17 protein-coding genes are annotated in these 24,422 nt (G+C 61.3%); 7 read left to right on the plus strand and 10 right to left on the minus strand.

Annotated features, from left to right (window positions below; all coding sequences use genetic code 11):
• Positions 1-244: 244 nt before the first annotated feature.
• Positions 245-508, minus strand: a complete 264-nt coding sequence (locus AC1RQ9_RS00370; protein WP_485985162.1) for a hypothetical protein — start codon at positions 506-508, stop codon at positions 245-247.
• 158 nt (positions 509-666) lie between these two features.
• On the opposite strand from AC1RQ9_RS00370, the gene AC1RQ9_RS00375 reads away from it, so the two are divergent.
• Entirely contained in the window at positions 667-1,986 is a 1,320-nt protein-coding gene (locus AC1RQ9_RS00375; RefSeq protein WP_485985163.1) for a site-specific DNA-methyltransferase, read from the plus strand.
• 175 nt (positions 1,987-2,161) lie between these two features.
• Here the strand turns inward: AC1RQ9_RS00375 and AC1RQ9_RS00380 are convergent, their stop codons facing one another.
• Positions 2,162-3,430 carry a histidine-type phosphatase gene (locus tag AC1RQ9_RS00380; RefSeq protein ID WP_485985164.1) on the minus strand — a complete coding sequence of 423 codons (1,269 nt, stop codon included), beginning with the start codon at positions 3,428-3,430 and terminating at the stop codon, positions 2,162-2,164.
• Between the two features lie 172 nt (positions 3,431-3,602).
• Here AC1RQ9_RS00380 and AC1RQ9_RS00385 point away from each other — a divergent pair, with 172 nt between their 5' ends.
• From AC1RQ9_RS00385 to AC1RQ9_RS00405, 5 genes are all read left to right on the plus strand, one after another.
• Positions 3,603-4,280 carry a hypothetical protein gene (locus tag AC1RQ9_RS00385; RefSeq protein WP_485985165.1) on the plus strand — a complete coding sequence of 226 codons (678 nt, stop codon included), beginning with the start codon at positions 3,603-3,605 and terminating at the stop codon, positions 4,278-4,280.
• Positions 4,281-4,332: 52 nt separating this feature from the next.
• Entirely contained in the window at positions 4,333-5,790 is a 1,458-nt protein-coding gene (locus tag AC1RQ9_RS00390; protein ID WP_193733472.1) for a mannose-1-phosphate guanylyltransferase/mannose-6-phosphate isomerase, read from the plus strand.
• Between the two features lie 239 nt (positions 5,791-6,029).
• On the plus strand, positions 6,030-7,022 hold the full coding sequence (pstS, locus tag AC1RQ9_RS00395; protein WP_485985397.1) for a phosphate ABC transporter substrate-binding protein PstS: 993 nt from the start codon (positions 6,030-6,032) through the stop codon (positions 7,020-7,022).
• Between the two features lie 162 nt (positions 7,023-7,184).
• Positions 7,185-8,876, plus strand: a complete 1,692-nt coding sequence (locus AC1RQ9_RS00400) for an OprO/OprP family phosphate-selective porin (RefSeq protein ID WP_485985166.1) — start codon at positions 7,185-7,187, stop codon at positions 8,874-8,876.
• Positions 8,877-9,024: 148 nt separating this feature from the next.
• A complete protein-coding gene (locus AC1RQ9_RS00405; RefSeq protein WP_485985167.1) occupies positions 9,025-11,154 on the plus strand; it encodes an EAL domain-containing protein in 2,130 nt (709 codons plus the stop codon).
• Positions 11,155-11,297: 143 nt separating this feature from the next.
• On the opposite strand, the gene AC1RQ9_RS00410 is transcribed toward AC1RQ9_RS00405, so the two are convergent.
• The 6 genes from AC1RQ9_RS00410 to AC1RQ9_RS00435 form a co-directional block, all read right to left on the minus strand.
• Positions 11,298-12,626 (minus strand): ATP-grasp domain-containing protein, encoded by a 1,329-nt coding sequence (locus AC1RQ9_RS00410; RefSeq protein WP_485985168.1) that lies wholly within the window; start codon positions 12,624-12,626, stop codon positions 11,298-11,300.
• 53 nt (positions 12,627-12,679) lie between these two features.
• Entirely contained in the window at positions 12,680-13,915 is a 1,236-nt protein-coding gene (locus AC1RQ9_RS00415) for an NAD(P)-binding domain-containing protein (RefSeq protein ID WP_193733476.1), read from the minus strand.
• A 1,383-nt stretch (positions 13,916-15,298) separates the two neighbouring features.
• Positions 15,299-16,318, minus strand: coding sequence for a DNA polymerase III subunit delta (gene holA / locus AC1RQ9_RS00420; protein WP_485985169.1), 1,020 nt, complete (start codon positions 16,316-16,318; stop codon positions 15,299-15,301).
• A gap of 5 nt (positions 16,319-16,323) precedes the next feature.
• Entirely contained in the window at positions 16,324-17,178 is an 855-nt protein-coding gene (locus AC1RQ9_RS00425; RefSeq protein ID WP_193733478.1) for a hypothetical protein, read from the minus strand.
• A gap of 3 nt (positions 17,179-17,181) precedes the next feature.
• On the minus strand, positions 17,182-19,815 hold the full coding sequence (gene leuS / locus AC1RQ9_RS00430) for a leucine--tRNA ligase (RefSeq protein ID WP_485985170.1): 2,634 nt from the start codon (positions 19,813-19,815) through the stop codon (positions 17,182-17,184).
• A gap of 104 nt (positions 19,816-19,919) precedes the next feature.
• Positions 19,920-20,453, minus strand: a complete 534-nt coding sequence (locus tag AC1RQ9_RS00435) for a DUF3576 domain-containing protein (protein ID WP_193733480.1) — start codon at positions 20,451-20,453, stop codon at positions 19,920-19,922.
• 225 nt (positions 20,454-20,678) lie between these two features.
• On the opposite strand from AC1RQ9_RS00435, the gene AC1RQ9_RS00440 reads away from it, so the two are divergent.
• Entirely contained in the window at positions 20,679-22,721 is a 2,043-nt protein-coding gene (locus AC1RQ9_RS00440; protein ID WP_485985171.1) for a glycoside hydrolase family 3 C-terminal domain-containing protein, read from the plus strand.
• A 149-nt stretch (positions 22,722-22,870) separates the two neighbouring features.
• Here the strand turns inward: AC1RQ9_RS00440 and AC1RQ9_RS00445 are convergent, their stop codons facing one another.
• Positions 22,871-23,932, minus strand: a complete 1,062-nt coding sequence (locus tag AC1RQ9_RS00445) for a transglycosylase SLT domain-containing protein (protein WP_485985398.1) — start codon at positions 23,930-23,932, stop codon at positions 22,871-22,873.
• Positions 23,933-23,964: 32 nt separating this feature from the next.
• Positions 23,965-24,408, minus strand: coding sequence for a DUF1489 family protein (locus tag AC1RQ9_RS00450; protein WP_485985172.1), 444 nt, complete (start codon positions 24,406-24,408; stop codon positions 23,965-23,967).
• Between the last annotated feature and the right edge of the window lie 14 nt (positions 24,409-24,422).

Below are 24,422 nucleotides of genomic sequence, written 5' to 3' on the forward strand. Positions count from 1 at the left end.
TATCCTGTATCAGTCTGGCTGGTTACGAAACTTTTCCCTGAACAGGCCTATCATATCTGCGGGTATGGCACCAATACCTGCGTGATATGCAACCATAAAACCGGAATGGTCCGATCGGGGGCGCAGGGTAGGTCCGCCATGATCCGGGTGACGGTCGTGTGGTCTATGCTGCTGGCGGCCCAACGGGCGCATCGCATACGTGCTGGCGGAACCGATGCAAGTGGCGGGGCGGTAATTCATGTCGTCACGGTCTTGGACGGGATGGCAGAATAAATTTGGGGACCGCATCGGGGATCATCACGGTATGGACGCGGTCGCTGCGCTTGAGTAGCCCGAAAAAGGCGACTTTTTCTGCGATATGTCCGGCAATAATTTCCCGAATCTTGCGGTAGGACAGGGTCGCTGTATTGCGATTGACGCCAGTAATCTCCGGAGTGCCGCGCGTGGACGTGCGCGCAACGCAGTAATCCGGCAGGTGCCAAGCGCGGCTGCGGCGACGTGCCTTCATAAGACATATCAAGCTTTTACTGGCTGACCCATGCTGGTCTGTTTATGATATTATCAATCATAATATATAAAATCATTGGTTAATATATCACTTTCCCATTTGCATACGGAGCAGGAGGTGGTGGAAACTGAAATGGGCAGGCAGGAACGGGAGGGCACGTGGCCACGCTGGAATGGGAGGGCAAGCACGCCGTTGCGACCTGTCTGGAACGGATGCGCGCGGATGTGCTGCGGGTTGATCCCCATCTGTCCTGCGGGGCGGCGGAGGGGGGTGATATGGTTATCCTGGGGGATAATCTTGCGGCACTTGGTGCGCTCATGCCCGATCATGCGGGGCAGGTGGACATGGTGCTGATCGACCCGCCCTATAACACCGGGCGACGCGACTGGCTGTATGATGACAGCGCCAGCACCCCCGCCGCCCTGCGCTGGCTGGAGACAGTCCTTGGACCGGAGAAGGCAGGCAGCCTGTCACGACAGGACCGCTGGCTGTGCCTCATGTATCCACGCCTGCTGCAACTGCGGCAGCTTATGGCGGAAAATGGCGTGATTGCCTGCTGCATTGATGACCGCGAATATCCCCGCCTGCGCCTGTTGATGGAGGAGGTATTCGGGCCCGGAAATTTTCTGGCGACGTTTGTATGGGTCAATACCGGCAATATCGACAACCACAGCCGGATCAAGACCAACCATGAATATGTCGTGGTGTTTGCACGCGACGCCAGGCGCTTCGTGCCCGGCCGCGTGCTGGCCCCGCAGGTGGGCGCGCGCAGCAAGCTGCGGCGGCCGGTCATCCGCAACACCATCATCAAGAATGGACCGCGCAACCCGGTGTCCGACCTTGTGCTGCCGGCGGGCTTTCCCGCCCGCGTTGATGATGGCGTTATACCCGTCCCGACCGATCCCGGCTTCTGGCCGCGGTTTGATGCGCCGGTTGTGGTCCGGGACGGCCGTCTGGCGCAGGGCGTGACCCTGCGCAGCGGGTGGAGTTCCCGCCGTCAGTGCGCGGCCTTCATCGCGGCGGGGTTTCGCGACATCATTGACCGGCAGGGCCTGAAAACGCGCTTTTACCTGACGCCCAGCGGTGCGGTCTTTATGGAAAAGGACCGGCAGGCGCAGCCCAGCCATATCCTGACGGTGCTGGAGGGCATGGGAACGGTGCAGCAGGCCGCGACCGAACTGGCGCAATGCGGCGTGCGCTTTGATTATCCCAAACCGCTTTCACTGGTGACCTACCTGTTGCGCGCGTTATGTCCGGATCCCGCAGCCGTGGTGCTGGATGCCTTTGGCGGTTCAGGCACCACAGCGCAGGCCGTCATGAACCTGAACGCGGAAGATGGCGGCACGCGTCGTTTTATCGTGATGGAAATGGATGAACAGATCGCCACGACCGTGACCCAGCCCCGCCTGGCGCATGTGCTGGCACGTCATGACCGACCGGGGACGGGATTCCGGTTCTGCCGAGTGGGAACGCCCTGAACGGTATCGCCAAGTAATGAATTGATAAAAATAAAAGTTTTTGGGTGCTGCCTTTTTCCAAAAAGACGACGTTTTCCGAAGCTTTAAAAAAAGCTTTCTCCCATAACGCCTCTGATTTTCAGAGCATTTTACTGGCAGGCTTCTGGAATGTTTTTCCGGTTGCTGACAGGTGCCGTCATTTGTACTGGTAGGCATCAAGGCGTTCGGTAAAGGTCCGCGTGAAATCATCCAGTGCGCAACTGCCATCCTGTTCGGGGTGGCAGGCCGGCAGGGGCAGGGTTTCAGGCCGTGCCGTCATGGGCTGTTCCGTACGCAGCGCATCCATTCCCTGATGAAATATCACGGCCCGCACACGGCGCTGGCCATCTGCCATGCGCCATGTCTCGAACCCCAGCGTGGTGTCGGGGCCAGTGGGGTCCGGCAGGTCGGCAAAGGACCAGTCCAGGTCAAAAATCGCCGCCAGCATGTCCAGCGTGCTGTCATGTCCCGCAAACAGGATAACCGGCGTGGTGGCTGCGATCATGCCGCCATCGGGTTCACGCACGGCCCGGCCCGCCACCAGATCCACGATCATGCCCGCCAGGACATGCCCGCGCGGAAAGGCCAGGGCGGGCAGGCGGCGCACCAGCCGGCTGGCATGATTGTGGGCAGGCTGCAGGGTATCAATGACATGGCGCATGTCCGGATATCCCCAGCCAATCGCCGCGCATGGCATGCCCTGCGTGTATTCCAGCAGCATGTTTTCCGCCACATCCGCCGATTGTGACAGGCCACCGGACAGGTGCGGGGCGCCCTTGTGCCATCCAGCCCTGTCCGGCCGGGTGAAACAGGGCATGCCCGAGGTGCATCCGGCAGGCTGGATTACGGCCTGCGCCATCGCCTGCGCGTGGCGCACATCGGCCGGGCGGTTTTCCCGGTCATGCGCCAGCGTGGTGGACAGGTCGGTCATGATGGTGTGTTGCAGCGCGGGACTGGCCTGCATGGGCAGGTCATTGAAAACCGGGTCATGCGTGCCGGGGGGCAGGCTGCCGGGTGTGACCGGGCAGCCAGGTATCAGGGCATGGGCCATGATATCCCCGGTCTGCAGCGTGCGCTCGTCCGTTGCATCGGACCAGACCGCCAGTTCCCCCGTCCTGCATCCCTGTGCGGGCAGGACGCCAGCCTGCCGGTAATGCAGTCCCAGCGCCGTTCCCAACAGCGCAAGGTCACGCTGTCCATGCCCGGTCAGTTCACCCGGGGGGACGGGCCATGCCTGCCATTGCCGGTGGGTATGGGCATCCAGTTCCGCAATGGGGTGGGTAGGACTGCGTATGCCGTGGCGCGCGACCAGCACCACGCGTTCCAGCACGGGTGCAGCGGGCGATGCAGGCGTCGCGGCCCGCGCGTCCGCCCCCTGCAGCCAGATGCAGGACAGGATGGCAAGATTGCGCAACAGACGGGACATGCGGGCACGATCCTGATCGGGGACAGGGAATATATCCCTGCATGACAGCAACATGCCGGTTCTGCTAGTATGTCAGCGCAGAAAAACGGCCCTGTCCGCAAGGGGCAGGAAACTGCCTGACGCATGATGCATTCCTGTCAGGGCGGGGCATACAGTCAGGGAGAACCGGTGGATGATGATCTATCATCCGGTGCAGGCACTGGAGCGCACGGGTCTATGGGCGTTCATGATGCGGCATTGGTGGATATGCATGGCCCTGCCGGTCCTTTTGTGCGTGCTGGCTGGCTTTGGCGGCTATCTGGGCTGGAGCAGCCACAACGATGCCAATTTTGCTAGGCATAATGTCCTGATGAAGCATTCACAGGAAGAAGCCGCCTACGCCCAGCAGCTTGCGCAATATGATGCGACGATCATACGCGACCGCCGTGTGTTCCTTGACATCACGCGTGCCGAGTTCGCCCAGATTGCCCCCCCGGCACAGATGGCCTGGCTTTTGCAGGAATACCGCAAATTCGATATCAGCCGCGTCAAGGTCTATGACGGGCATGAAACACGTCCTTTTGTCCCCGCGCCCTGTTCCGTGCCGCTATGCTTCGTTCCGATCTTTGTCGAGGAACTGCATGATGATCCCGTCAAACACACCAAATACGTACAGGTGGGTGCGCTGGAGGACATGTCGCGCACGTTGATTATGGATGCCGAGCAGTTCTGGCGCCTGCGCAAGCTGGTTATTCATGTCGATGCCATCCTGTTTGCCGCCAAACGGCAGGAAATAGCTGATTTTGAAAAGATAATGCAGTTGCGTGCGTCCCTGGACGTTTTGCGTGCGACGGCACAGACAGTCCATTAAGGGCTTCCGCAGACTTTAACATGCCCCGATTACTGGTTTTTCAGGAGTGAGAATGATCGTTTCCGTCACGCATGCACCATCGCAGTCTCCCTCTACGCCAGTGGTGCCTGTTATCCTGTCTGGCGGCAGTGGCAGCCGGTTGTGGCCCGTCTCACGCAGTTCCTTTCCCAAGCAGTTCTGGCCGCTGGTCTCGCAGCGCACGATGGTGCAGGAAACTGCGCTGCGCAGCCAGGGACCGGGATTTGCCCAGCCCATTATCGTCTGCAACAACGAACACCGCTTCGTCATGGCGGAACAGTTGAAGGAAGTCGGCATTACCGCGCCGCGCATCCTTCTGGAACCGGTTGGCCGTAATTCGGCCCCCGCCATTGCGGCGGCCGCCCTGCTGGCTGCTGAAACCGATCCCGACGCCGTGCTGTGGGTCATGGCGGCCGATGCCGCGATCCAGAAACCTGAAAATGTCGGGCCTGCGCTGGATATTGCGGTAAAGGTGGCGCGTGCGGGCCGGATCGTGACATTCGGCATGACGCCCACCAAGGCGGAAACGGGTTACGGCTATATTGAAAAGGGTGCGCCACTGGCCGGATATGATGGGGCCTACAGCGTTGCACGTTTTGTTGAAAAACCCGATGCCGCGAATGCCGCACGCATGCTGGAAACAGGTCAGTTCCTGTGGAATTCCGGCATGTTCGTGTTCACCGCCCGCACCATGCTGCAGGAAATGGAAAAATATGAACCTGCCATCCTGACCGCCATGCGGCAGGCCGTGCAGGAGCGCAGGTCGGATATTGATTTTGAACGGCTGGATGCGGCAGCCTTCGCCAGTTCGCCCGATATTTCCATTGATTACGCGGTGGCGGAACGCACCGACCTCATGACCGTGATCCCCGGTGATTTCGGCTGGTCCGATGTGGGAAGCTGGGATGCATTGTGGGAACTTGGTCCGAAAGACGACCATGGCAACGTGACCATTGGTGATGTTGCGGTGTTCAACACATCCAACAGCTATGTGCGCACCGATGGTGTCCTGACGGCCGTAACCGGGGTGGAAGACCTGTTGGTGGTGGTCAATGACGATGCAGTGCTGGTGACGCATCGTGACCATGCGCAGGATGTAAAGGCCATCGTGTCGCAACTGAAAAAAGATGGCCGCAAGGAAGCGACCACCCACAGCCGCTGTTACCGCCCGTGGGGTTTTTACGAGACCCTGATCGAAGGCAACCGTTTCCAGGTCAAGCGGATCGTGGTGGAACCGGGGGAAAAGCTGTCACTGCAGAAGCACTATCATCGTGCCGAACACTGGGTGGTGGTGGAAGGGACGGCACAGGTGACGCGGAATGAGGAAATGATCCTTGTACGTGAAAACGAAAGCGTCTACCTGCCGCTTGGTGCCGTGCACCGGCTGGAAAATCCCGGTCGCATTCCCCTGACCCTGATCGAGGTCCAGTCCGGACCCTATCTTGGTGAGGATGACATCGTCCGGCTGGAAGACGTCTACAGTCGTTCCTGACCTGTTTTTTCATTATTGACGTATCGGGGCATGGGGGCTGCGGCCATTCCATGCCCTTTTATTTTGGGGCAGACACAACTGGACAGGAAATTTCATGAATCTTTCATAAAACTGTCATGGACATATCATTGTTATTTGTTCCGGCAGTTTCTTAATGTCCCCACATGTCTGATGGATAGCCAGACACGTCTGTCTTCTTCATGTCGGAGAACATGAGTATTATGTACTTTCCTGCTCGAATGCTTACATGTGCCCTGCTGGCGACCGCATTGCCGGTCATGGCGCATGCTGCGGATATTACCGGTGCCGGCTCCAGTTTTGCCGCGCCCATTTACGGGGCATGGGGGGCTAACGGACGGAGCGCTGCTGGCGTCAACCTGAATTACCAGACTGTGGGGTCCAGCGCCGGACAGAACCAGATTCTGGCCGGCACGGTTGATTTTGGTGCATCCGATGTGCCCATGGATCGCCAGAAGCTGGAAAATGCCCACCTGTTCCAGTTCCCGACCGTCATGGGCGGCATCGTGCCGGTCATCAACCTGCCCGGCATTGCCGCCAACCAGATCCAGCTGGATGGCCCGACACTGGCCGCCATTTACCGTGGTGAGATCGAGCAGTGGAATGATCCCAGGATCGCGGCCCTCAATCCCGGTCTGAAGCTGCCTGATACCGCTGTTGCTACCGTGCATCGTGCGGACGGGTCGGGCACGACGGCAGTTTTCACCGGCTATCTGGCCCGTGTTTCCCCCGAATGGCGTGAAGGGCAGGGGGCGGGTGCTTCCATTTCGTGGCCCGGCGGGATCGGGGCGCGTGGCAATGATGGCGTGGCCGCGTCCGTGCGCAATACGGAAGGGGCGATCGGCTATGTCGAATATGCCTTTGCCGCCAATGCGCACATGACCACCGTGAAGCTGAAGAACCACAGCGGCGCCTATGTCGCCCCCGGCATGGACAGCTTCAGCCGTGCGGCGGAAGCCGCCGACTGGAAGGATGCATCGCATTTCGCCGTTGACCTGCTGGACACCAGCGGGGCGGGGGCGTGGCCGATTGTTTCCCCCACTTACGTGCTGGTGCCGGTGCCGACGGGCAAAACCGAACATGGCCCGGCAGTGCGTAAATTCTTTGGCTATGCGCTGAAGAACGGGGACGCTGCCGCCTACCGTCTGGATTATGTGCCGGTGCCTGCGAATGTAAAAACCGATATCCTGCAGCAGTGGGATGCGGCCAAATAATATAACTTTACAGTAATGACAGTGCGAAGCCGCCCGGATTCCGGGCGGCTTTTCTGTCTTATGGACTGTCATAAATCCTTCATAAAACTGTATCGGAAACATAACACACAGGAATGTGCGGACATTCTAAATGAACTCATCCTTCATTACGGAATAATTAATATGATCCGCCGGTCCGCTGTTTCGCTGTTGCTTGGTTCATCCGCCCTCTGGGGTGCATCCTCCTTCCATCAGGCCCATGCAGCATCCGCGTCGGATGCCCAGCAGATCCAGGCCCTGCAGCGTGAAATGCAGGAAATGCGCCGGGAAATGTCCGGTCAGATCAGTGTGCTGCGCCAGCGCCTGGTCCGGGCCGAAGCCCGCAACACCCCCGCAGCCAACGCGGCACAGGCCCGCCGGGTTGCAGCCAGCAAGGGTGAACCACTGCCCGAAAGCTACGCACGTGATATCCATATCGGTGGTGATAGCGGCATGGGAACCGGAATGGGCAGCCTGATAAAGCGGGCCGATCTGGGCACGCCCCCGTCTGACCGTGGCGTGTCTTCGTCATGGGAATCGTTCCGTGCCGCGACCGAAAAGGACGAAGCCCTGCATCTGGGTGGCATGATGGTGGGCTTCCCCGGTGGGCGCCCGACCATTTCGTCTGATGATGGCATGTATGCCATGTCCATCGGCCTGGCCTTCCATGAAGATATCGGTGGCTTCATGGGTATGTCCCCGCGCGCAGGGGAAAAGAAGGGCGATTATGAGGGGCTGACCGAAAATGCCCGCCGCCTGCGTATTCCCATCTCGTTCCGTTACAAGAACTGGATTGCGAACATCACCCCGGATTTCGGGTCGTCCAATGCCGATGGTTCGGCCACGCTGTATGAAGCGAACCTGAACTATGCCGGTTTCCACAACACCGTCATCACCGCGGGTTACTTCCAGCCGCGCGTGACGGAAGAAGATTCCGAAAGCTCGAACGAATTCGAGATGATGGAACGTCCCGCCATCACCGATATCGTGCGTAACATCGCCGCCGGTGACGCCCGCATGAGTGTCGGCGCCCTGCATTATGGCAAGCGCTGGTGGATCGCGGGTTACCTGACGGGGCAGAGCTATGGCAAGCGGGCCGGTTATGACAGCCAGACGGGTGGCACCTTCCGTGTCGCGGGCCGTCCCTATATGTCCAAGGACATAGACGTGCATGTCGGTGTGTCGGCGATCAGCGCCTTCAAGGTGGCGCAGACGAACGCATCGGACGACCGTTCGGCAACATTTGCCGAACAGCCGGAAGTTGACCTGACCACCACCAAGCTGCTGAGTGCGACCGTCGGCAACGTGGGCAGCATCTGGTCGGCCGGCCCGGAACTGGGCTTCCGCTGGAAGCGGCTGGTGCTGAAGGGCGAGTACTACAATATCGGGGTCACGCGCGGGAACAATTCCAGCGCCAGTGCCGCCGATCAGGGCACGGTCAACTTCACCGGCTACTATGGCGCCGCCAACTACACCATTTTCGGCAAGCCGCGTTCCTATAACATCAAGGAAGGTGCGTTCGCGGCACCCGGCGTGGACCATGCCTTTGATCCCGCGCATGGTTACTGGGGCGCGCTGGAAGTCTCCGCCCGTTACAGCGTGACCGACCTGAACAGCAACCTGAACTCGGCCAACGCCATCCGTGGTGGTCAGCAGACGGTCTGGTCGGCCGGGCTGAACTGGTATCCCAACCGTCATTTCCGCTTCATGCTTGACTTCAACCACTTCATTGTCAGCGATGACAACAAGGCAAGCAGTGGGGCCACCACCTCGCTTTATGACATCATGGGCCGTCACGGCAACTCCGTCGCCGGGCGTATCCAGGCAGCGTTCTAAGGTGCCTTCCCTCATTTCATGACGCGATGCCTGCCAGTGCCATGTGGATACTGGCAGGATGCTTTTTCATGACGACCGGATTACATAGAATAATAAGTAATTGAATAAAAAATCATAATAAAAAGCAATTGATGCGGGGATCTGATTGATGGACATTACCGTACCGGCAGGGCCTTCCTTTCTTGTCATGGGCGACATCGCCCGGAAGGGGCCCGTCATAAGGCCCTCCGATCTGGGGGAATGTCTGTTCGATCTTTTTCATGCGGACCCGGAACTGATGCTGGTCGCGGTTGTGGGGGAGGATGATGTGCCTGTCGGTCTGGTCGAGCGACAGGCTTTTTTTCTGAAAGTATCGGGCAAATTCGGGCATTCGCTTTTCAACCGCCGCCCCGTCGCCCTGCTGATGGATGCCAGCCCGGTCATGATTGACGCACGGGTATCCGCATCCGATTTTACGGCCCAGACATTGATGGGCCAGCCATCCGACCTGATCCGTGGCTATATTGTTACGGAAAACGGATGTTACCGGGGGACGGGATCGGCGCTGGACCTGATCAACGCATCCCATTCCCATGCGGTGGCGTCCGCCGCCAGCCTTGAAGAAGCGGCGGAAGACCTGCGCCGGGCAAATAAAAAGATATTACGCGACAAGCTGTTCATTGATACGATTGTGGAAAATATTCCTTCCGCCCTTGTCGTCCGGTCCGTGCGGCACGGTCATCCCGTTCTGGTCAACCGTGCGGCCGAGGAGATGATGGGATGCAGGCGTGACCTGCTGATTGAAAAGGATACCGCGCAGGCCTTTGGCGCGGAGGAAATCGGTTTCCTGCTGGTCAGCCGCCCGGACGCGGACCGGCAGGGCGTGCGTGAGCAGGTCCTGTGCAACCAGCGCGGCGAACCGCGCGCGATTTCCACCCGCCATGTCACCATTGCGGATGAACGCGGGGGGCCGCGGTGGGAACTGTGCGTGGCCGATGATGTCACGGAACGGCGCAATGCCCAGCACCAGGTCGAACAGCTTGCGCATTATGATCCGCTGACCGGCCTTGCCAACCGTGCGCTGTTCAGTTCCCGGCTGGATGCGCTGTGCGCGGGCGCGCGGGGTGCCACATTGCTGTGTATCGACCTTGATTACTTCAAGACGGTCAATGACGTGTATGGCCACGCGGCGGGGGATGCGCTGCTGCGGCTGGTGTCGGAACGGCTGCTGGCCTGCAGCCGGCCCGAAGACCTGGTGGCCCGGCTGGGCGGGGATGAATTTGCCATTATCTGGCCGCTTGTTCCCGAACCGGTGGAACTGACACGCCGGGCGCGTGAAATCGTCGAGACCGTAAGCAGACCCTATGTCATTGACGGTCATCATATCGTCATTGGGGCCAGCGTGGGTTCGGCGCTGTACCCGCAGGATGCGGATAACGCCGAAACCCTGCTGCAATATGCCGATATCGCCCTGTACCGCGCCAAGTCACAGGGACGTAATGGCTTCCAGTTCTTTGATGCGGCCCTGCGTGATGAAATCCGGACACGCGTGCGGCTGGGCAATGAACTGCGCGCCGCCATTGCCGGCAGCGAGATCAGCCTGCATTTCCAGCCCCTGTATTCAATGCCGGGCAACCGGATCAGCGCATGTGAGGCACTGGTGCGGTGGTACCACCCCACGCATGGCATGATCCCGCCGGACCAGTTTGTGGGACTGGCGGAAGAAAACGGCCTGATCCATGACCTGGGGGAATGGGTCCTGCGGGCGGCCTGCATGGAAGCGGCGGACTGGCCCGCGCAGGTCAAGATCGCGGTGAACGTGTCGCCCATCCAGTTACGTAACCCGCGTTTCCTTGGCATTGTCGAAAATGCGCTGGCGCATTCGGGCCTTGCGCCACACCGGCTGGAAATCGAGATTACGGAAAACATCTTTGTCCAGAACAGCGCCACCAACCGCGATATCCTGCAGCAACTGGGCCGGATCGGATGCAGTATCGTGCTGGATGATTTCGGTACGGGCTATTCCTCGCTGGGATACCTGCGTTCCTTCCAGTTCCAGAAAATCAAGATTGATCGTTCCTTTGTGCAGGAACTGCCCGAACGCAGCGCATCGGGCATCGTACGGGCGATTATCAGCCTGGCACAGAGCATGGATATCCCCATCACGGCGGAAGGGGTGGAAACGCAAGACCAATGGACGCACCTCAATGACCTCGGGTGCAATCAGGTCCAGGGCTTCCTGCTGGGCCGGCCGCAGCCTTCCGATATAATCCGCCAGTCCATCATTTCACATGCCTGAACGGTTTCGGTAGCCTGCCTGCGGAACGCAAGGAAGGTTCTGCCACAGCCTGTTGCCGGAAGCGTCAGACGATGCCGCCTTTTTGGGAAAAGGCGGCATCCCAAAACAATCATTACTTTATTATCAATTTGTTATCCTGAAATTCACAGGGTGGCCATGGGCATGTCCGTGATCATTCCAGCCCGCAGCAGCGTGGACAGCTTGCCCAGTGCTTCCCCCCTGTCCACCGACTTGCCATAGGGCATGTTGGGCCGCAGGCGTTCCTCCAGCCGCGCGACCGATCCGCGCCGGGGCCATGGGCGGCGCAGCAGTTCCTCCACCAGTTCAGGGTAGCGCCACGGGATGTCGATCCAGGCAGCCGTGCTGTCCAGTGTTTCCGGCTCGGTGCGCAGGATCTGTGGGAACAGGGCGATCATGGTGTGTTCGCGCAGTTCCATGGCGGCGGCGGGCATGGCGACCTGTGCCCGGCCACGCACATGCTGCAAAAGGCGGCGGATCAGCGTATTGCCGCCATGGCACAGGTGCCCGATCTGGGTCAGGCGGGGATTCATTTCTATGAAATGATAGGTGCCGGTTTTTGCGCAACGTACAAAATCCAGGCCAAAAAAACCCGACAGTTTCAATGTCGCGCAGGTCACCCGCGTCGCGCGTTCCATATCGGCGGATTGCGTGATCTCGATGACTGTCGCCGCCCCCGTGCGCCCCTGATAGGACACGACATTGACCCCAAGCGTGCCAAGCACTTCCCCCTCCCAGCAGGCCACCATGATATTGGCGGGCATGCCGGTTACATGCGCCTGTGCAATGACGGGCAGCGGGCGACGCGCTGTTGCTTCCATGAAGGAATAGATATCGCGGTCCGCCAGCAGCACACGCAGCGCACAGACCATCCGCACCGGTTGTGACAGGCGGTGGAAGCCACTTTCGGCTTCCTGTTGCGTATCAGCGATCACCACGCCGGACCCGCCCCAGCTACGGTCACGCTTGAACACCCATGGTCCGGGTGTGGTGGCGCACCACTGCCTGACATCGTGCATGGTGGCCATGTTGGCGGCGGCAGGTGTCGGGATGCCCTGTTCGCGCAGGACATCGATCAGCTTGAGCCGCGTCTGTGCATAACCAAAATATTCGTGCCGCCCCAGTGAGCGTTCGATCGTGTCGCGACACAGGCAGCCCATGGCGGTTGTGGGATCGGCCTCATTGTAAACCTGGTGTAGCGTCACGACCACCCGGTCATCTGCCGGGATGATCAGGTCGGGCCGTAGCTGCGCGATGGCGCCAGCCAGTGCCACGGTCGGCGCGACGTACGGATAGGTCCGTATGCTTTCGATCGCCTGCAGGCAGCGCAGGGGATGGCCGGCCGGGCAGATGGCATGGACCGTTACCCCACTTTCGATGAATTCCACCGCAGCGCGTGTAATGGCGGACCACCACACGGACGAGATGATGAGAACTGTAAAATCGTTTTTCATGATTCAGGACTTTCCAGCTCATGTCAGGACGCAAGCCTGGGGGCGTATGGGTGTCACGACGCGAATGCGGGCTGTGGAACAGGCTGTGACACGGATTGCCGTCCCAGCCGGGCGCTGAGGCGGCGCGCGGCAAAGCGCGCGCCCCAGGCAAAGCGTAGAAGGGGGCCAAAACTGCCCGCCGCCATGGGCCCGATGAAGTAAAGTCCCGGCACGCTTGATTCAAAGCTGTGCGACAGGGCGGGCATGTTGTCTTCGGTACGGATGGCGCGCGCCAGCACGCGGTCAAGGAACGGGATGCGTTCCATATCCACCTTGACCCCGGTCCCCAGGAAAACATGATCGACATCCACGACACGCGGGCAGCCTGCCTGTGTATCCCGGAATTCCAGCTGCACGACATTGTCGTGCATCCGTGCGGACTGCAGGTCGACGTTAAGCCAGATCGGTACCTTGTCGCGCACGACATCGCCCGTTACCCATGTTGCCGCCGGTCCCAGATGGCCGCGCGTAATGCGCAGGCGCAGGCGTGCGGGCAGCATGTGAAACACATCCGGCAGGTCACAGGCCATGCGGGAACGCCATCCCGTTCCCAGACCGGAAACGGGTTTCTTGATCCGGGTCCACAGCAGTTTCAGGCCACTGATTTTGCGGGGGGGATGATTGATCCAGATCTTTGGCCTGCGGGTGCAGATGAAGGTCTGCGCGCCCACGTTGTGCAGGAAACATGCCGTATCCACCGCCGATGAACCCGCCCCGATCACGGCGACCCGCTTGCCTGCAAAGCGTTCGAACGTGGTTTCGTCGAATGTATGGCTGACCCGGTCGGGCGGCAGGCCGCGCACGGCCGGGGGGGTATGGGCGAAATGCTGGATCCCCACCGCCATGACCACATTCCGCGCCATGACGGTTTCCCCATTATCCAGATGCACGACAAAGCCTTCCAGCGTGCGCGACAGGTGCGTGACCAGACAGGGTTGCAGTTGCGGTACATGGGTTTTCTGGAACGTTTCGCCGTATTCCGTGAAAACCGCGGTGGGAATGGGTTCGCCGGTGGGGGCGTAGGGATATCCCCGTTCCCTGCAGAACTGCGCAAGGGTAGACCGGCGACCGGGGTCGAACAGGTCCAGCGCGAACCCTTCCGCCTTCAGCCGCAGGCTGGCGGGAACATGTTCGCGCCAGAATCCCATCGGGCGTCCGAAAATACGAAAGTTTACCCCCCTGTCACGCAAATGGGCTGCAAGGGAAAGTCCATAGGGGCCAGCCCCTATAATGGCTACGTCGGTATTCATCAGAAATCCACCAGCCAGTAAGTCCGAGAGCGGAGCGTTATTTAGCGAGGAACAGGAAACGCAGGTTTTTACTTACGGTATGGAACGAAACACGCGCACGTTTCTTGTTTCAGGTCTGTCAGGACCCGAGGATGCTCAAAACGGACATTATGTTCCGCCATATCTTAACCATACATTTACCGTATCTCGGACAACAATCACAAAAAAAACAGTTCAGGCCTACAATGGTGGGGTTGGTACAAATCACACACTTTCAACGGTTTCTCATGCGTGAATCGGGTCGCGAAATATTTTCGTTTATAAATTATTGTAGCGATGGAACTTTTTTCTATTCGCATGATTGTCGAAAACGGGATGTATTTTGTCCTCTATGGATCGGATACTAATGAAATAGAAAGGAAATGTTTTGTTATTTTTTATAATGTCTTGATGATTTTTTATATTTTGTAATATTTATCTGTTATTTTATTTTACCTGAATTAATTAATATTTTCATTAATCATTTCATAATTTATGCAATTCATTGCATGCATATTGGTAAATTCTAGATGATTATCATATAGATCATTAATAAATAAGGACTGGTTTTGTTAGTTCTGCTTTTGAAGGCTGTGCTTCAATAATGCGTGGGGCAGGTCATGGACAGTGTCTCAAGACCACATCAGGCAGGACCATGAACCCGGCACAGGGACGTCATGCGGTCGGATGATCGGGTTCAGGGCAACCTGGCGGCAGGTCCCCCTGCCGGATGCAGCCTGACTGCTACACGGCATTGGCGCGTGTCGAGCCGTGGATTACCTCCGGGCAGGAGAAAACGTACGGCAACCCCGCCTTGATGGCAGCATGTCATGTTCAGCGTGGGTACGGGATGTGATGGGGGCTGGATGTGGTTTTGTTCTGCTGCCGTGTCGGTTGGGGACCGAACGATCTTTCGCATGGCGGCAGGATGCCGCGCGTGAAAACCGTTTTTCAGATTTCAGAAGGCGCCACATGACAATGTGGGATTTGTGGTGTCCGCGGCGGGATTCGAACCCACGGCCCCAGGATTCGTACCACTTCGGCTTTCACCGCCGCCATAGGGGTATGGCGTTCGTGGTCTGGACTGTCCCTTCACCATAAACCGCATGCGGTTGACAGGTGCTGCCCATCCAGTCTCTACACCTTGCCGGAAAACCGGCCTTGGCTCGGGATTGGCACGGCATTTGCCAGAGCGTTCCCCGAATTTGAGCAGATCCGCCACGTGGTTTCCCGTCGTGACGCCCAATTGCAAACCAGGAATCCTGTGCTCTATCCGGCTGAGCTACGCGGACACACTTGGGTTTTCTAAACGAGGCCCCGACGCGCGGCAAGGTGTTTCACGAAAGCGGAGGGAATATTTCGCCTTCAATGGCGTCTGCGCATCTGCTGCGCCTGTGCGCACAGCCGCGCAACATGACGCAGGCAGAGTACGACATCGGGGCTGCCGGTCTGCTTGCAGGCCAGTTCCAGCGCCTGTGTTTCCTCCGCCGCGTGCAGCAGGGCGCTGGCTGACCATATCATCATGGCCTGCCCGAAGCTGTCGGTGCGTTTGAAAAAGACCGGGGGCCGCAGTTGTCGCATGGCGTCCGCCCGGCTTGCCCCCTCATCCACCGCAAGGCGCGCCCGGCGCAGCCGGTGGATATGCGACAGCAGCACGCGCGTCAGGGCGATGGGGCTGCTGCCATCGGTGGTCAGCGCGCGTTCGGCTGCGGCATCTGCCCCCCTGCGGTCGCCCGCCATGGCGGCAAAGGCGGCATCTTCCAGTGATACGCCCGCCGCGTCCCCAACGCAGGCGCGGACATCCTCCAGCCCCAGCCTGCCGCCCTTACCCGCGAACAGGGCCAGTTTTTCCACTTCGCTGCGTGTCGCAGCGCGGTTGGGGCCTGCGCGTTCCACCATCCACCCCAGCGCATCAGGGTCGATGCCGACATCCTGCGCTGACAGCATCTGCCGGATGGCGGCTTCCAGTGTGCGTCCTTCTTCGGGATAACAGCCGATCACCCCGCACTGCCTGTCCTTTTCCGCAAAGGTTCGCAGTTTCGAGCGTGAGGCAAGCCCCGGTGCTTCCATGATGACCAGCGTATCGGATGGCTGGGCCAGACTGTGCTGCAATGCCGCCAGCACGCTGTCGCCCACGTCACGCAGCCAGACCACCCGCCGTCCCCCGGTCAGGGCGAGGGCGGTTGTTTCTTCCTCCAGCCGGTCATGGTCCTCACGGCCCAGGATGGCGACTCGGAATGGATCGTGCAGGTCGGGACAGACTGCTTTCGCCGCTGTCGTGGCCCGTTCACGGATCAGGCCCGCATCTTCCCCATGCAGGATGATGGCCCGCAGCGCACCGGGTGCCTGCAGGGTGGCATTGGTGCTGCGGGCATCAATCTTCACCGGACCTAGTTCCCACCGCCTATGCTGATGCCCGAACCGGGAACGGTATCGTTATCCGGTGCCGTGGCGCCGGACTGCGAACCGCCCTGACCGCTGCCCGAGGTGGAGGGCGGTATGTTGTCCATCGGCCCGCTTTCGGTGGACATGCTGCTGCCTTCGTTATTTTCCTCGTTCAGCTGGGAATCGGTCCGGCCTGTCGCCAGTGCGGGCAGGCCATCCGCGCCCGGCTGCTGGGACGGCATCTGGTTGTTGGGATTGACGATGCTGTTGGGATCGACATAGCGCGGCTGGTTCTGGTCCGCGATCGACCCGTCCACCGCCGGGGTGGCGTGGGTGCGGAACCATGTCGCAACCTGCTGTGTCACCTGATCGGCCATGTTCTTGGCCACACGGGTACGCACGGTTTCCAGGTTCAGCGTCAGGGCAAAATACTGTTCATATGTATTGTTGGTTCCATCCACGACCGAGGCATCACCCCCCGCCAGCAGGCGTGGACTGTCCCCCAGAAGGTAAAGCTGCCAGTGGGCGAAGGCGGTTGTCCGCGTGCGGCCGCTGGTATTGTCCGCATGGATATCCACGGCCTCGTTCATGAGATAGGTGCGGATCTGCAGCGCATAGCGGGTCGGTTTTTCCGGTGATGCCCCGCTCAGGTCCTGCTGCAGGAACTGCCGTAGCTGCTGGCCGTACCGTTCCTTGATGACGGGTACGTACACTTCCTTCAGTTCCGCCAGCACATCGGTCACGGTGGGTTTGCCATCCGCGCCGATATGCTTTCCCGTCGTCTTGTACATGGGCGAAAAACCGCACCCCGCCAGCAGCAGGGCGCCCAGAACGACAGCATGACGGACGGGATGCGCCATGGATTATTTCGCCACCACGAAGTTGACGATCCGGCCCGGCACATGGATGCGCTTGACGATCCGCGCACCGTCCAGCAGGCGCGCGACATTCGGTTCGGCTTCGGCCATGGCGATCACCTTATCCGCTGGCAGGTCGGGCGCCACGGCAATGGTGCCGCGCAGCTTGCCCATGATCTGCACCGCAATGGTCAGTTCATTGGCCTTCAGCAGGTCGGCGATGGCCACCGGCCAGTTGCGTTCCACCACCGGCTGGCCACCGGGTTCAAGCTGCGCCATCATCGTTTCCGCCTGATGGGGCACCATCGGTGCGCACAGCAGCGCCAGCGTGGTGGCGGCTTCGCGCCGGGCGAACGCCATGCCGTCCTCGCCTGCCGTCTTTTCCGCGTCAGCAAGGGCGGAGGTCAGTTCATGCAGGCGCGCGACCGCCACGTTGACACTGAAGGTTTCCAGCGCATCGGTTACCGCCGCGATGGTGCGGTGGGTGGCGCGGCGCAGGGCATCCGCATTGCGTGCCAGTGTCGCGGGGCACGCCGTGCCCGCCGGGACCTGTTCCGCCACGGTGCGAATGATACGGAACAGGCGCTGCAGGAAGCGGGCGGCGGCGGCAACGCCGGATTCCGTCCATTCCATGTCGCGTTCCGGCGGGCTGTCGGACAGCACGAACCACCGCGCCGTATCCGCGCCAAAGCGTTCGATGATGGCGACAGGGGCCACCGTGTTGCGCTTGGACTTGGACATCTTTTCCACGCGCCCGATGGTGACGGGCTGGCCATTGTCGCGGCGTACGGCGCTGTCGCCCCGGCGTTCGACCTCCTCGGGGTAAAGCCAGTTGCCCTGCGCGTCACGGTAGCTTTCATGGTTGACCATCCCCTGCGTGAACAGCCCGTTGAAAGGCTCGTCCACATGCAGGTGCCCGGTCTCATGCATCGCGCGGGTGAAGAAGCGGGCATAGAGCAGGTGAAGGATCGCATGTTCGATCCCGCCGATATACTGGTCCACCGGCAACCAGGCATCAGCCGCGGCGGGCACGGTGGGCGTGGGGGCGTGCGGCGCGGTGAAGCGGGCGAAATACCATGAACTGTCTACAAACGTGTCACAGGTATCGGTTTCGCGCTGGGCGGCCTTGCCACATTTGGGGCAGGCCACGTGCTTCCATGTCGGATGATGTTCCAGCGGGTTGCCGGGACGGTCAAAGGTCACGTCCTCGGGCAGCTTTACCGGAAGCTGGTCATCGGGCACGGGCTGCGCGCCGCAATCGGTGCAGTGGATGACGGGAATGGGGCAGCCCCAGTAACGCTGGCGCGAAATGCCCCAGTCACGCAGCCGCCAGTTGACCACGCCCTGACCGATTCCCATGCCTTCCAGCCGGGTAATCGCTTCCTTCTTCGCCGCCTCGGTATCAAGTCCGTCAAGGAAACCGGAATTGAACAGCGTGCCATGCCCGTCACACGCCTTGTCGGTCATGGTGAAGGTCGCGGCTTCCGTTCCCGCCGGCAGGATGACGGGGGTGACGGGCAGGTTGTACTTGCGCGCGAAATCAAGGTCGCGCTGGTCCCCGCATGGGCAGCCGAACACCGCACCCGTGCCGTAATCCATCAGCACGAAATTCGCGATCCATACCGGAAAGGACTTATCGGGCATGAACGGGTGATTGACCCGCAGGCCGGTATCGAAACCGCGCTTTTCTGCTGTTTCGATCGCTTCTTCTGATGTGCCCAGACGCTGGCATTCAGCAATGAATTCGCCTGCCGCCGCGTTTTTCGCCGCAACCTTGGCCGCCAGCGGATGGTCTGCGGCAATGGCCAGGAAGGACATGCCGAACAGCGTGTCGGGCCGGGTAGTGAAGACCTCGATCGAATCAAGGTCGGTGTCGAAACCGGCGGGGGGTTCATGCAGGCCGAAACGGACCTTTGCGCCCTCGGACCGGCCGATCCAGCGTTCCTGCATGGTGCGCACGCGTTCGGGCCAGCGCGGCAGGGTGGACAGGCCATCAAGCAGTTGCGGGGCGAATTTCGTGATTTTCAGGAACCACTGCGACAGCTTCTTCTGTTCGATCAGCGCGCCCGAACGCCAGCCGCGCCCGTCCACCACCTGCTCGTTCGCCAGCACGGTGTTGTCCACGGGATCCCAGTTGACCCAGCTTTCGCGCCGTTCAACCAGCCCGTCCCTTAGCATGTCGAGGAACAGCTTCTGCTGCTTGCCATAATATTCCGGCAGGCAGGTCGCGATTTCGCGGTCCCAGTTGAATGAAAAGCCCAGCCGCTTGAGCGTTGCGCGCATGGCGGCGATGTTGTCCATCGTCCACTGGCCCGGATGCACGCCACGTTCACGCGCCGCGTTTTCCGCCGGCAGGCCGAAGGCGTCCCAGCCCATCGGGTGCAGCACGCTGAAGCCGCGCGCGCGCTTGTACCGCGCCACCACGTCACCCAGCGTGTAGTTGCGCACATGCCCCATGTGCAACTGCCCCGACGGGTACGGGAACATTTCCAGCACGTAGTATTTGGGCCGGTCGGCGGGGGGGACGTCGGGGACATTGAAGATGCCTGATGAAGCCCAGCGTTCCTGCCACTGTGGTTCGGCCGTGTGGAAATCATAGGCGGGGGTGGCGCTGTCCGGTGGGGTGCTGGTTTCGGTCATCTTCTTCTGGTTCGGTATGCGGTGGGCGGGGCTATTCCCGCCGGAAAGGTACGGGCCATGCGCTGATGCGCCACCCGGTGGATCGGCAACGGGTCAGGCTGGGGTCAGTGCTGTCCGCTATCGGTGCGCAACTGGCGCGCGCGGGTCAGGATACGCGCGGTGATGTCGGATACGGTATTGGCCGCGACCGGGGTATCGACCCACTGGTTGTCCTGGAACACCTGACGGAACACCGATACGCGCACCGCGTCCGAACGCAGGCTGCGTGACAGGATGAAACAGGTGATCTTGAAGCGTTCATCCTTGGTCGCGGGCGGCGTGTACCAGTCCGTCAGGATCACGCCCGCCACCGCATCGGCGGATGCGAACGGCATGAAGGACAGCGTATCCAGCGCACCACGCCACAGGAAGGCGTTGACCCCGTTGCTTTCCAGCGGGGTTGAACCGCCATTGGCGCCCCGATCTTCCTTCAGCAGGCGATTCTGGGGTATGGCCAGCCCGCTTTTGTCGTGCTGTGGCGCGCTGCCGCAGCCAGCCAGAAGGCTTACGGCCAGCAGGGCTGGTACAGCCGCGCGGGGCAGCAGGTGGCGGCCCGTAGGGGCGGCAGGAGGGGCAAAACTGGGCGGACGAAGGGTCATGATGCCTCTATGGACGCCGGGGATGGCCCCCGCATGTGGTAATCCAGCCATGCGCCTGAACTGCCGGCCATGCCGGGCAGGGTGCGTTCTGGCCTGTCGCGTTGTCCGTTCTTCATATCCTGCCCCGCCTGTCCCGCCAAGTCGCACGGCCACTTTACCCGCCGTCGCGTGACAATCCGGGCCTACAGGCGCAAAAATGGGGGCACCTTTCAACAGCAACGGGACATGATGAGACATTCAGCCATATGCTACGTCACCGCCCTGTGCATGGGTGCCGCCTTCCTGCCGCTGTCGGTCATGCCATCCCATGCGGCCGGGGTAGCGGGCGGCGGCACGGGGGCGGCCCACGCGGCGGACATGGCCGCGCGCATGCAACCTGCCGAACAGCAGGCGGTCCTGCAGGCCCGTCCTGCCCCGGCGCCGGGCACGGGCACAAGTACGGGGGCTGCGGGCCTGCTGGCATGGCCGGGCGTGCCCCGGCTTGGCCTGCCGGTGCTGCGCATGCCTGATTTCGCGCGCGCCCCTGCCGATGGCAATGCCCGCCCGCTGCTGCCATGGCTGGCCTTGGCCGCGACATGGGACCCCGACCTGGCCCGCCGTGCGGGTAGCGCGCGGGCACGGGCCGAATGGCAGCAGGCGCGTGCGGTGCTGCGTGTGGGCGGCGTTGACCTGCTGCCATCGGGACGCCTGCAGGCAGGCGAGGACCAGGTCCTTGCCGGAAGCATGGCGGGCATGATCGGCGCGGGGCTACTGGCGGGGCACGTGCTGCCGGTCTTTGGTTCGGTGGTGCGGGAGGAACACGCCCGTGCCGATGGCACCGTGCCCGACCGCATGACGCCGGTGCCTGCGGCCCGGCTGGCGTCACAGGGACTGCTGGGTATCGCGATGGCGCTGGAAACGGCCCATGGGGGTGCCATACTGTGTGGTGGCCTGGCGCCATGCCAGACCGTAACCGGGCTTGGGGCCATGGTGCATGACGCCTGGCATTTTCCCGGCATGGTCATGGCGCTGCCCGGTGGTGCGGGCGCGATCAGGGATACGGATATCGCCCCCACGCTGGCCGCCGTGGCGGCAGGGGTGGACATGGAACAGGTGGCGCCGGGTGAGGACGGCCATGATGTCCTTGGCGTGGCCCTGCGGCAGGCCGTGCGCGACGGAAGCCTGAAACCGGCGCAGGTGCAGGCGATGGTCACGCATATCCTCGCCTCGTTCTACATGTCGGGCAGTCTTGACCATCCGCCCTCTTTCGCCAGCGTGCATGATGGTGCGCAGTCCGCATCCGCCGATACGCTGGTGGCGGATGTGGAGGCGCAGGGTGCGGTCCTGCTGCAGAATGAAAACAGGGTCATACCGTTTGATCCTGCCTGGGGGCCTGTCCTGATGCTGGTCCGTCCCGCATTGCGTCCGGCGGCTGAAAAACTGGCGGACGCAATGCGCCATGCGGGGCTGAATGTGACGCTGTCCGTCACGACGGAGGGCGCGGGCGCCCCCGGCACCCTGCCGCCCGCCACGGCACAGGCCGCCCGTACGCTGGTGCTGAGTAACAGCAATGACGACAACCAGATGATTTCCACGCTGGCGGAAATGGGTGGTCATGTTGCCGTCGTGCTGGTGGCCGATGATCCCGACCGGCAGATGCCATGGCTGGATACGGTGGACAGCGTGGTGCAGGCATGGGCATGGCGTGATGAATATGCCCAGCCTCTGGCGGCCCTTCTGTCGGGACAGCAGGATTTTTCCGGTCATCTGCCGGTCACGCTGACGGGGGGCTTCTATCCACCGGGCATGGCGGATGCGGACTACCGCGCATTCGCGCGCGCCCATGTGGTTCCGCTGTTCCCGTTTGGTTATGGCCTGTCAACGCATGGGCACGTGACGGTCAGTGACCTGCGTGTCGTGCGTGACGGGAACCATGTGACCGCGAATTTCTCTGTCACCAATCCCGATGATACGCCGGTGCGTGCGGTGCCGCAGCTTTATGTGGAAATGCCCGATGACCTGCCGGGTGCGGCGCGCCGCCTTGCCGGCTGGCGCAGCGTCATGGTGGCGCCGGGCCATACGGTACGGCTGAGCGTGCCGTTCAGCCTGCGGCTGGTGGGACAGTGGAACCCGGCGGGTGGCAACTGGAATGTGGCGGCGGGGGATTATACCCTGTCGCTCGGGCTGTCATCCGTCATGATGGTGCGGCATGCGGCGCTGCACCTGCCTGCGCTGCATGTGCCCGGCACGCTGGACGGCACGCCCGCGTCGGCTGTAACGGCTGAATAGGGAACAGGCCGCGATCAGTCCTGTCGGGATGGAAAGCCTGTTTGAAATTCAGAGAAGTTTTTGGTGAAGCTTTTTTCAGAAGGCTTCAAAGAACGCCACCTTTTTGAAAAAAGGCGGCACCCGAAAACTTTTGCCATTTTTTATCAATCTTACTGCCCCGGCCGGATCACGGTGCAGGGCAGGCCCTGGTTTTTCAGCGTGGCGCAGGCCTGCGTGGCCGTCGCCTGTGACAGCCCAGCAAGGCGCGCGCGATAGATCATGCCGCCTGCGGGCCTGTTGACGGGGATGACCATGCTGCGCGCGCCCTGCAGGGCGGCAAAATCCCCCTGTCGGGCCATGGTGGTGGCGAAGCGGGCCTGCCCTTCCGCGGTGAAGGCCCCGACCTGCACCATCCATGCGCCGTAACCGGCCCCGGCGCTGGCCGCCGGTGCGGCTGCCGTGCGGGCATCGGTATGACATGTGGGACTGGTGGGATCATACGCCAGGTTCGCGTCCTGCACGCAGGCGGTGCGGTGCTGTATGGGGGCGGGCGGGTTGAGGGTGGCGTACTGGACATAGGTATGGTCGGGCTGGACTTTGGTATTGACCGGGCCGAGTGCGGGCGGGTTGGCAGCTATGCGCTGGCCTGCGCCCCCATAAACCGCCAGCGGCCCGCTCAGCGCGACTTCGTTGCCAAGGTTGGGCGTGATGATGCGCAGGTAGCGCACTGTCTGGCTGGGCAGGGGCCGGCCGTTTTCAAGGTAGTCGTTCAGCCGCTGCGTGCCCGCGTTATAGGCCGCAAGGAAACCCGGCGCGCCATACAGCCCGTACAGGATACGAATATAGGCCGTGCCCGCAAGGATGTTGTCATGCGGGTTGTAAGGGTCTGAACCAAGGTGGTTGCGGTGCTGCATGTCAGCATAGGTTGGCGGCATGAGCTGCATGAGCCCGATCGCCCCGCTGGCCGAACGGGTCAGGTGACCGTCCATATATTCATGGCCGCCGGATTCCTTCTGGATCACGGCGCGGATCCATTCCTGCGGCACGGAAAAACGGGTGGAGGCATCAGCAATGTAGGGCTGCCACGGGTCCGTCGCGGGGCCGGGCGCGCGATAGGCGGCCTTGCCCTGGTAATAGCTGTTGTAATGGGACGTCTTGCCACTCTCTCCCCCTGAACTGGCGCAGGCGGCAAGGCCAAGGCCGGTCAGGGCCAGCAGGCCAAGGCGCGTCATGCCCCGGAGGGAGGAAAGGGTCATGGGCATGTTCAGATCAGGCACAGTTCCGCCAGTTCGTTGCGTAGGGCTTCGGGCAGCACGTCGCCCGTATGGCTGTTGGCCAGCAGGTCCGGCGGCGCGTCTTCGGGCCGCAGGTAGCGCCATCCCTGGAACGGGCGCATGGCGCGGGGCTGGACGGGAATGATGTCGGGCGCCATGACCACCAGCGCGCAGGGCGTGCCATCTTCGCGCGTGTCGGGCTGGATGGCGGTAATGCGCTGGCGGCACAGGATGCGGCCCGCGATCACGCGGTAGATCGATCCCCCATCGAGTATTTCCGCAGCCCGGCGCGGATACATGCGCGTGCGGAACCACGGCATGCCGGCAGCGCTGGTACCGTCCAGATCGTCAACCGGCGGGGTCTGGTGGGACTGGCGCGCGGCCAGATCCTCGATGGAATGGATGCCAACCGCCAGTTTGACCATGTGCAGCATAGGGTGCGTATCCT

The sequence above is a fragment of the Komagataeibacter ossonobensis genome (genome assembly GCF_057359305.1).

Excerpts from the sequence above, each read along its gene's own strand:
- AC1RQ9_RS00380 (WP_485985164.1), bottom strand. The coding sequence starts at position 3,430 with ATGTCCCGTCTGTTGCGCAATCTTGCCATCCTGTCCTGCATCTGGCTG.
- AC1RQ9_RS00440 (WP_485985171.1), top strand. The coding sequence starts at position 20,679 with ATGATGAGACATTCAGCCATATGCTACGTCACCGCCCTGTGCATGGGT.
- AC1RQ9_RS00400 (WP_485985166.1), top strand. The coding sequence starts at position 7,185 with ATGATCCGCCGGTCCGCTGTTTCGCTGTTGCTTGGTTCATCCGCCCTC.
- AC1RQ9_RS00435 (WP_193733480.1), bottom strand. The coding sequence starts at position 20,453 with ATGACCCTTCGTCCGCCCAGTTTTGCCCCTCCTGCCGCCCCTACGGGC.
- AC1RQ9_RS00410 (WP_485985168.1), bottom strand. The coding sequence starts at position 12,626 with ATGAAAAACGATTTTACAGTTCTCATCATCTCGTCCGTGTGGTGGTCC.
- leuS (WP_485985170.1), bottom strand. The coding sequence starts at position 19,815 with ATGACCGAAACCAGCACCCCACCGGACAGCGCCACCCCCGCCTATGAT.
- AC1RQ9_RS00415 (WP_193733476.1), bottom strand. The coding sequence starts at position 13,915 with ATGAATACCGACGTAGCCATTATAGGGGCTGGCCCCTATGGACTTTCC.
- AC1RQ9_RS00450 (WP_485985172.1), bottom strand. The coding sequence starts at position 24,408 with ATGCTGCACATGGTCAAACTGGCGGTTGGCATCCATTCCATCGAGGAT.
- AC1RQ9_RS00425 (WP_193733478.1), bottom strand. The coding sequence starts at position 17,178 with ATGGCGCATCCCGTCCGTCATGCTGTCGTTCTGGGCGCCCTGCTGCTG.
- AC1RQ9_RS00385 (WP_485985165.1), top strand. The coding sequence starts at position 3,603 with ATGATGATCTATCATCCGGTGCAGGCACTGGAGCGCACGGGTCTATGG.
- AC1RQ9_RS00405 (WP_485985167.1), top strand. The coding sequence starts at position 9,025 with ATGGACATTACCGTACCGGCAGGGCCTTCCTTTCTTGTCATGGGCGAC.
- AC1RQ9_RS00445 (WP_485985398.1), bottom strand. The coding sequence starts at position 23,932 with ATGACGCGCCTTGGCCTGCTGGCCCTGACCGGCCTTGGCCTTGCCGCC.
- AC1RQ9_RS00390 (WP_193733472.1), top strand. The coding sequence starts at position 4,333 with ATGATCGTTTCCGTCACGCATGCACCATCGCAGTCTCCCTCTACGCCA.
- AC1RQ9_RS00370 (WP_485985162.1), bottom strand. The coding sequence starts at position 508 with ATGAAGGCACGTCGCCGCAGCCGCGCTTGGCACCTGCCGGATTACTGC.
- pstS (WP_485985397.1), top strand. The coding sequence starts at position 6,030 with ATGCTTACATGTGCCCTGCTGGCGACCGCATTGCCGGTCATGGCGCAT.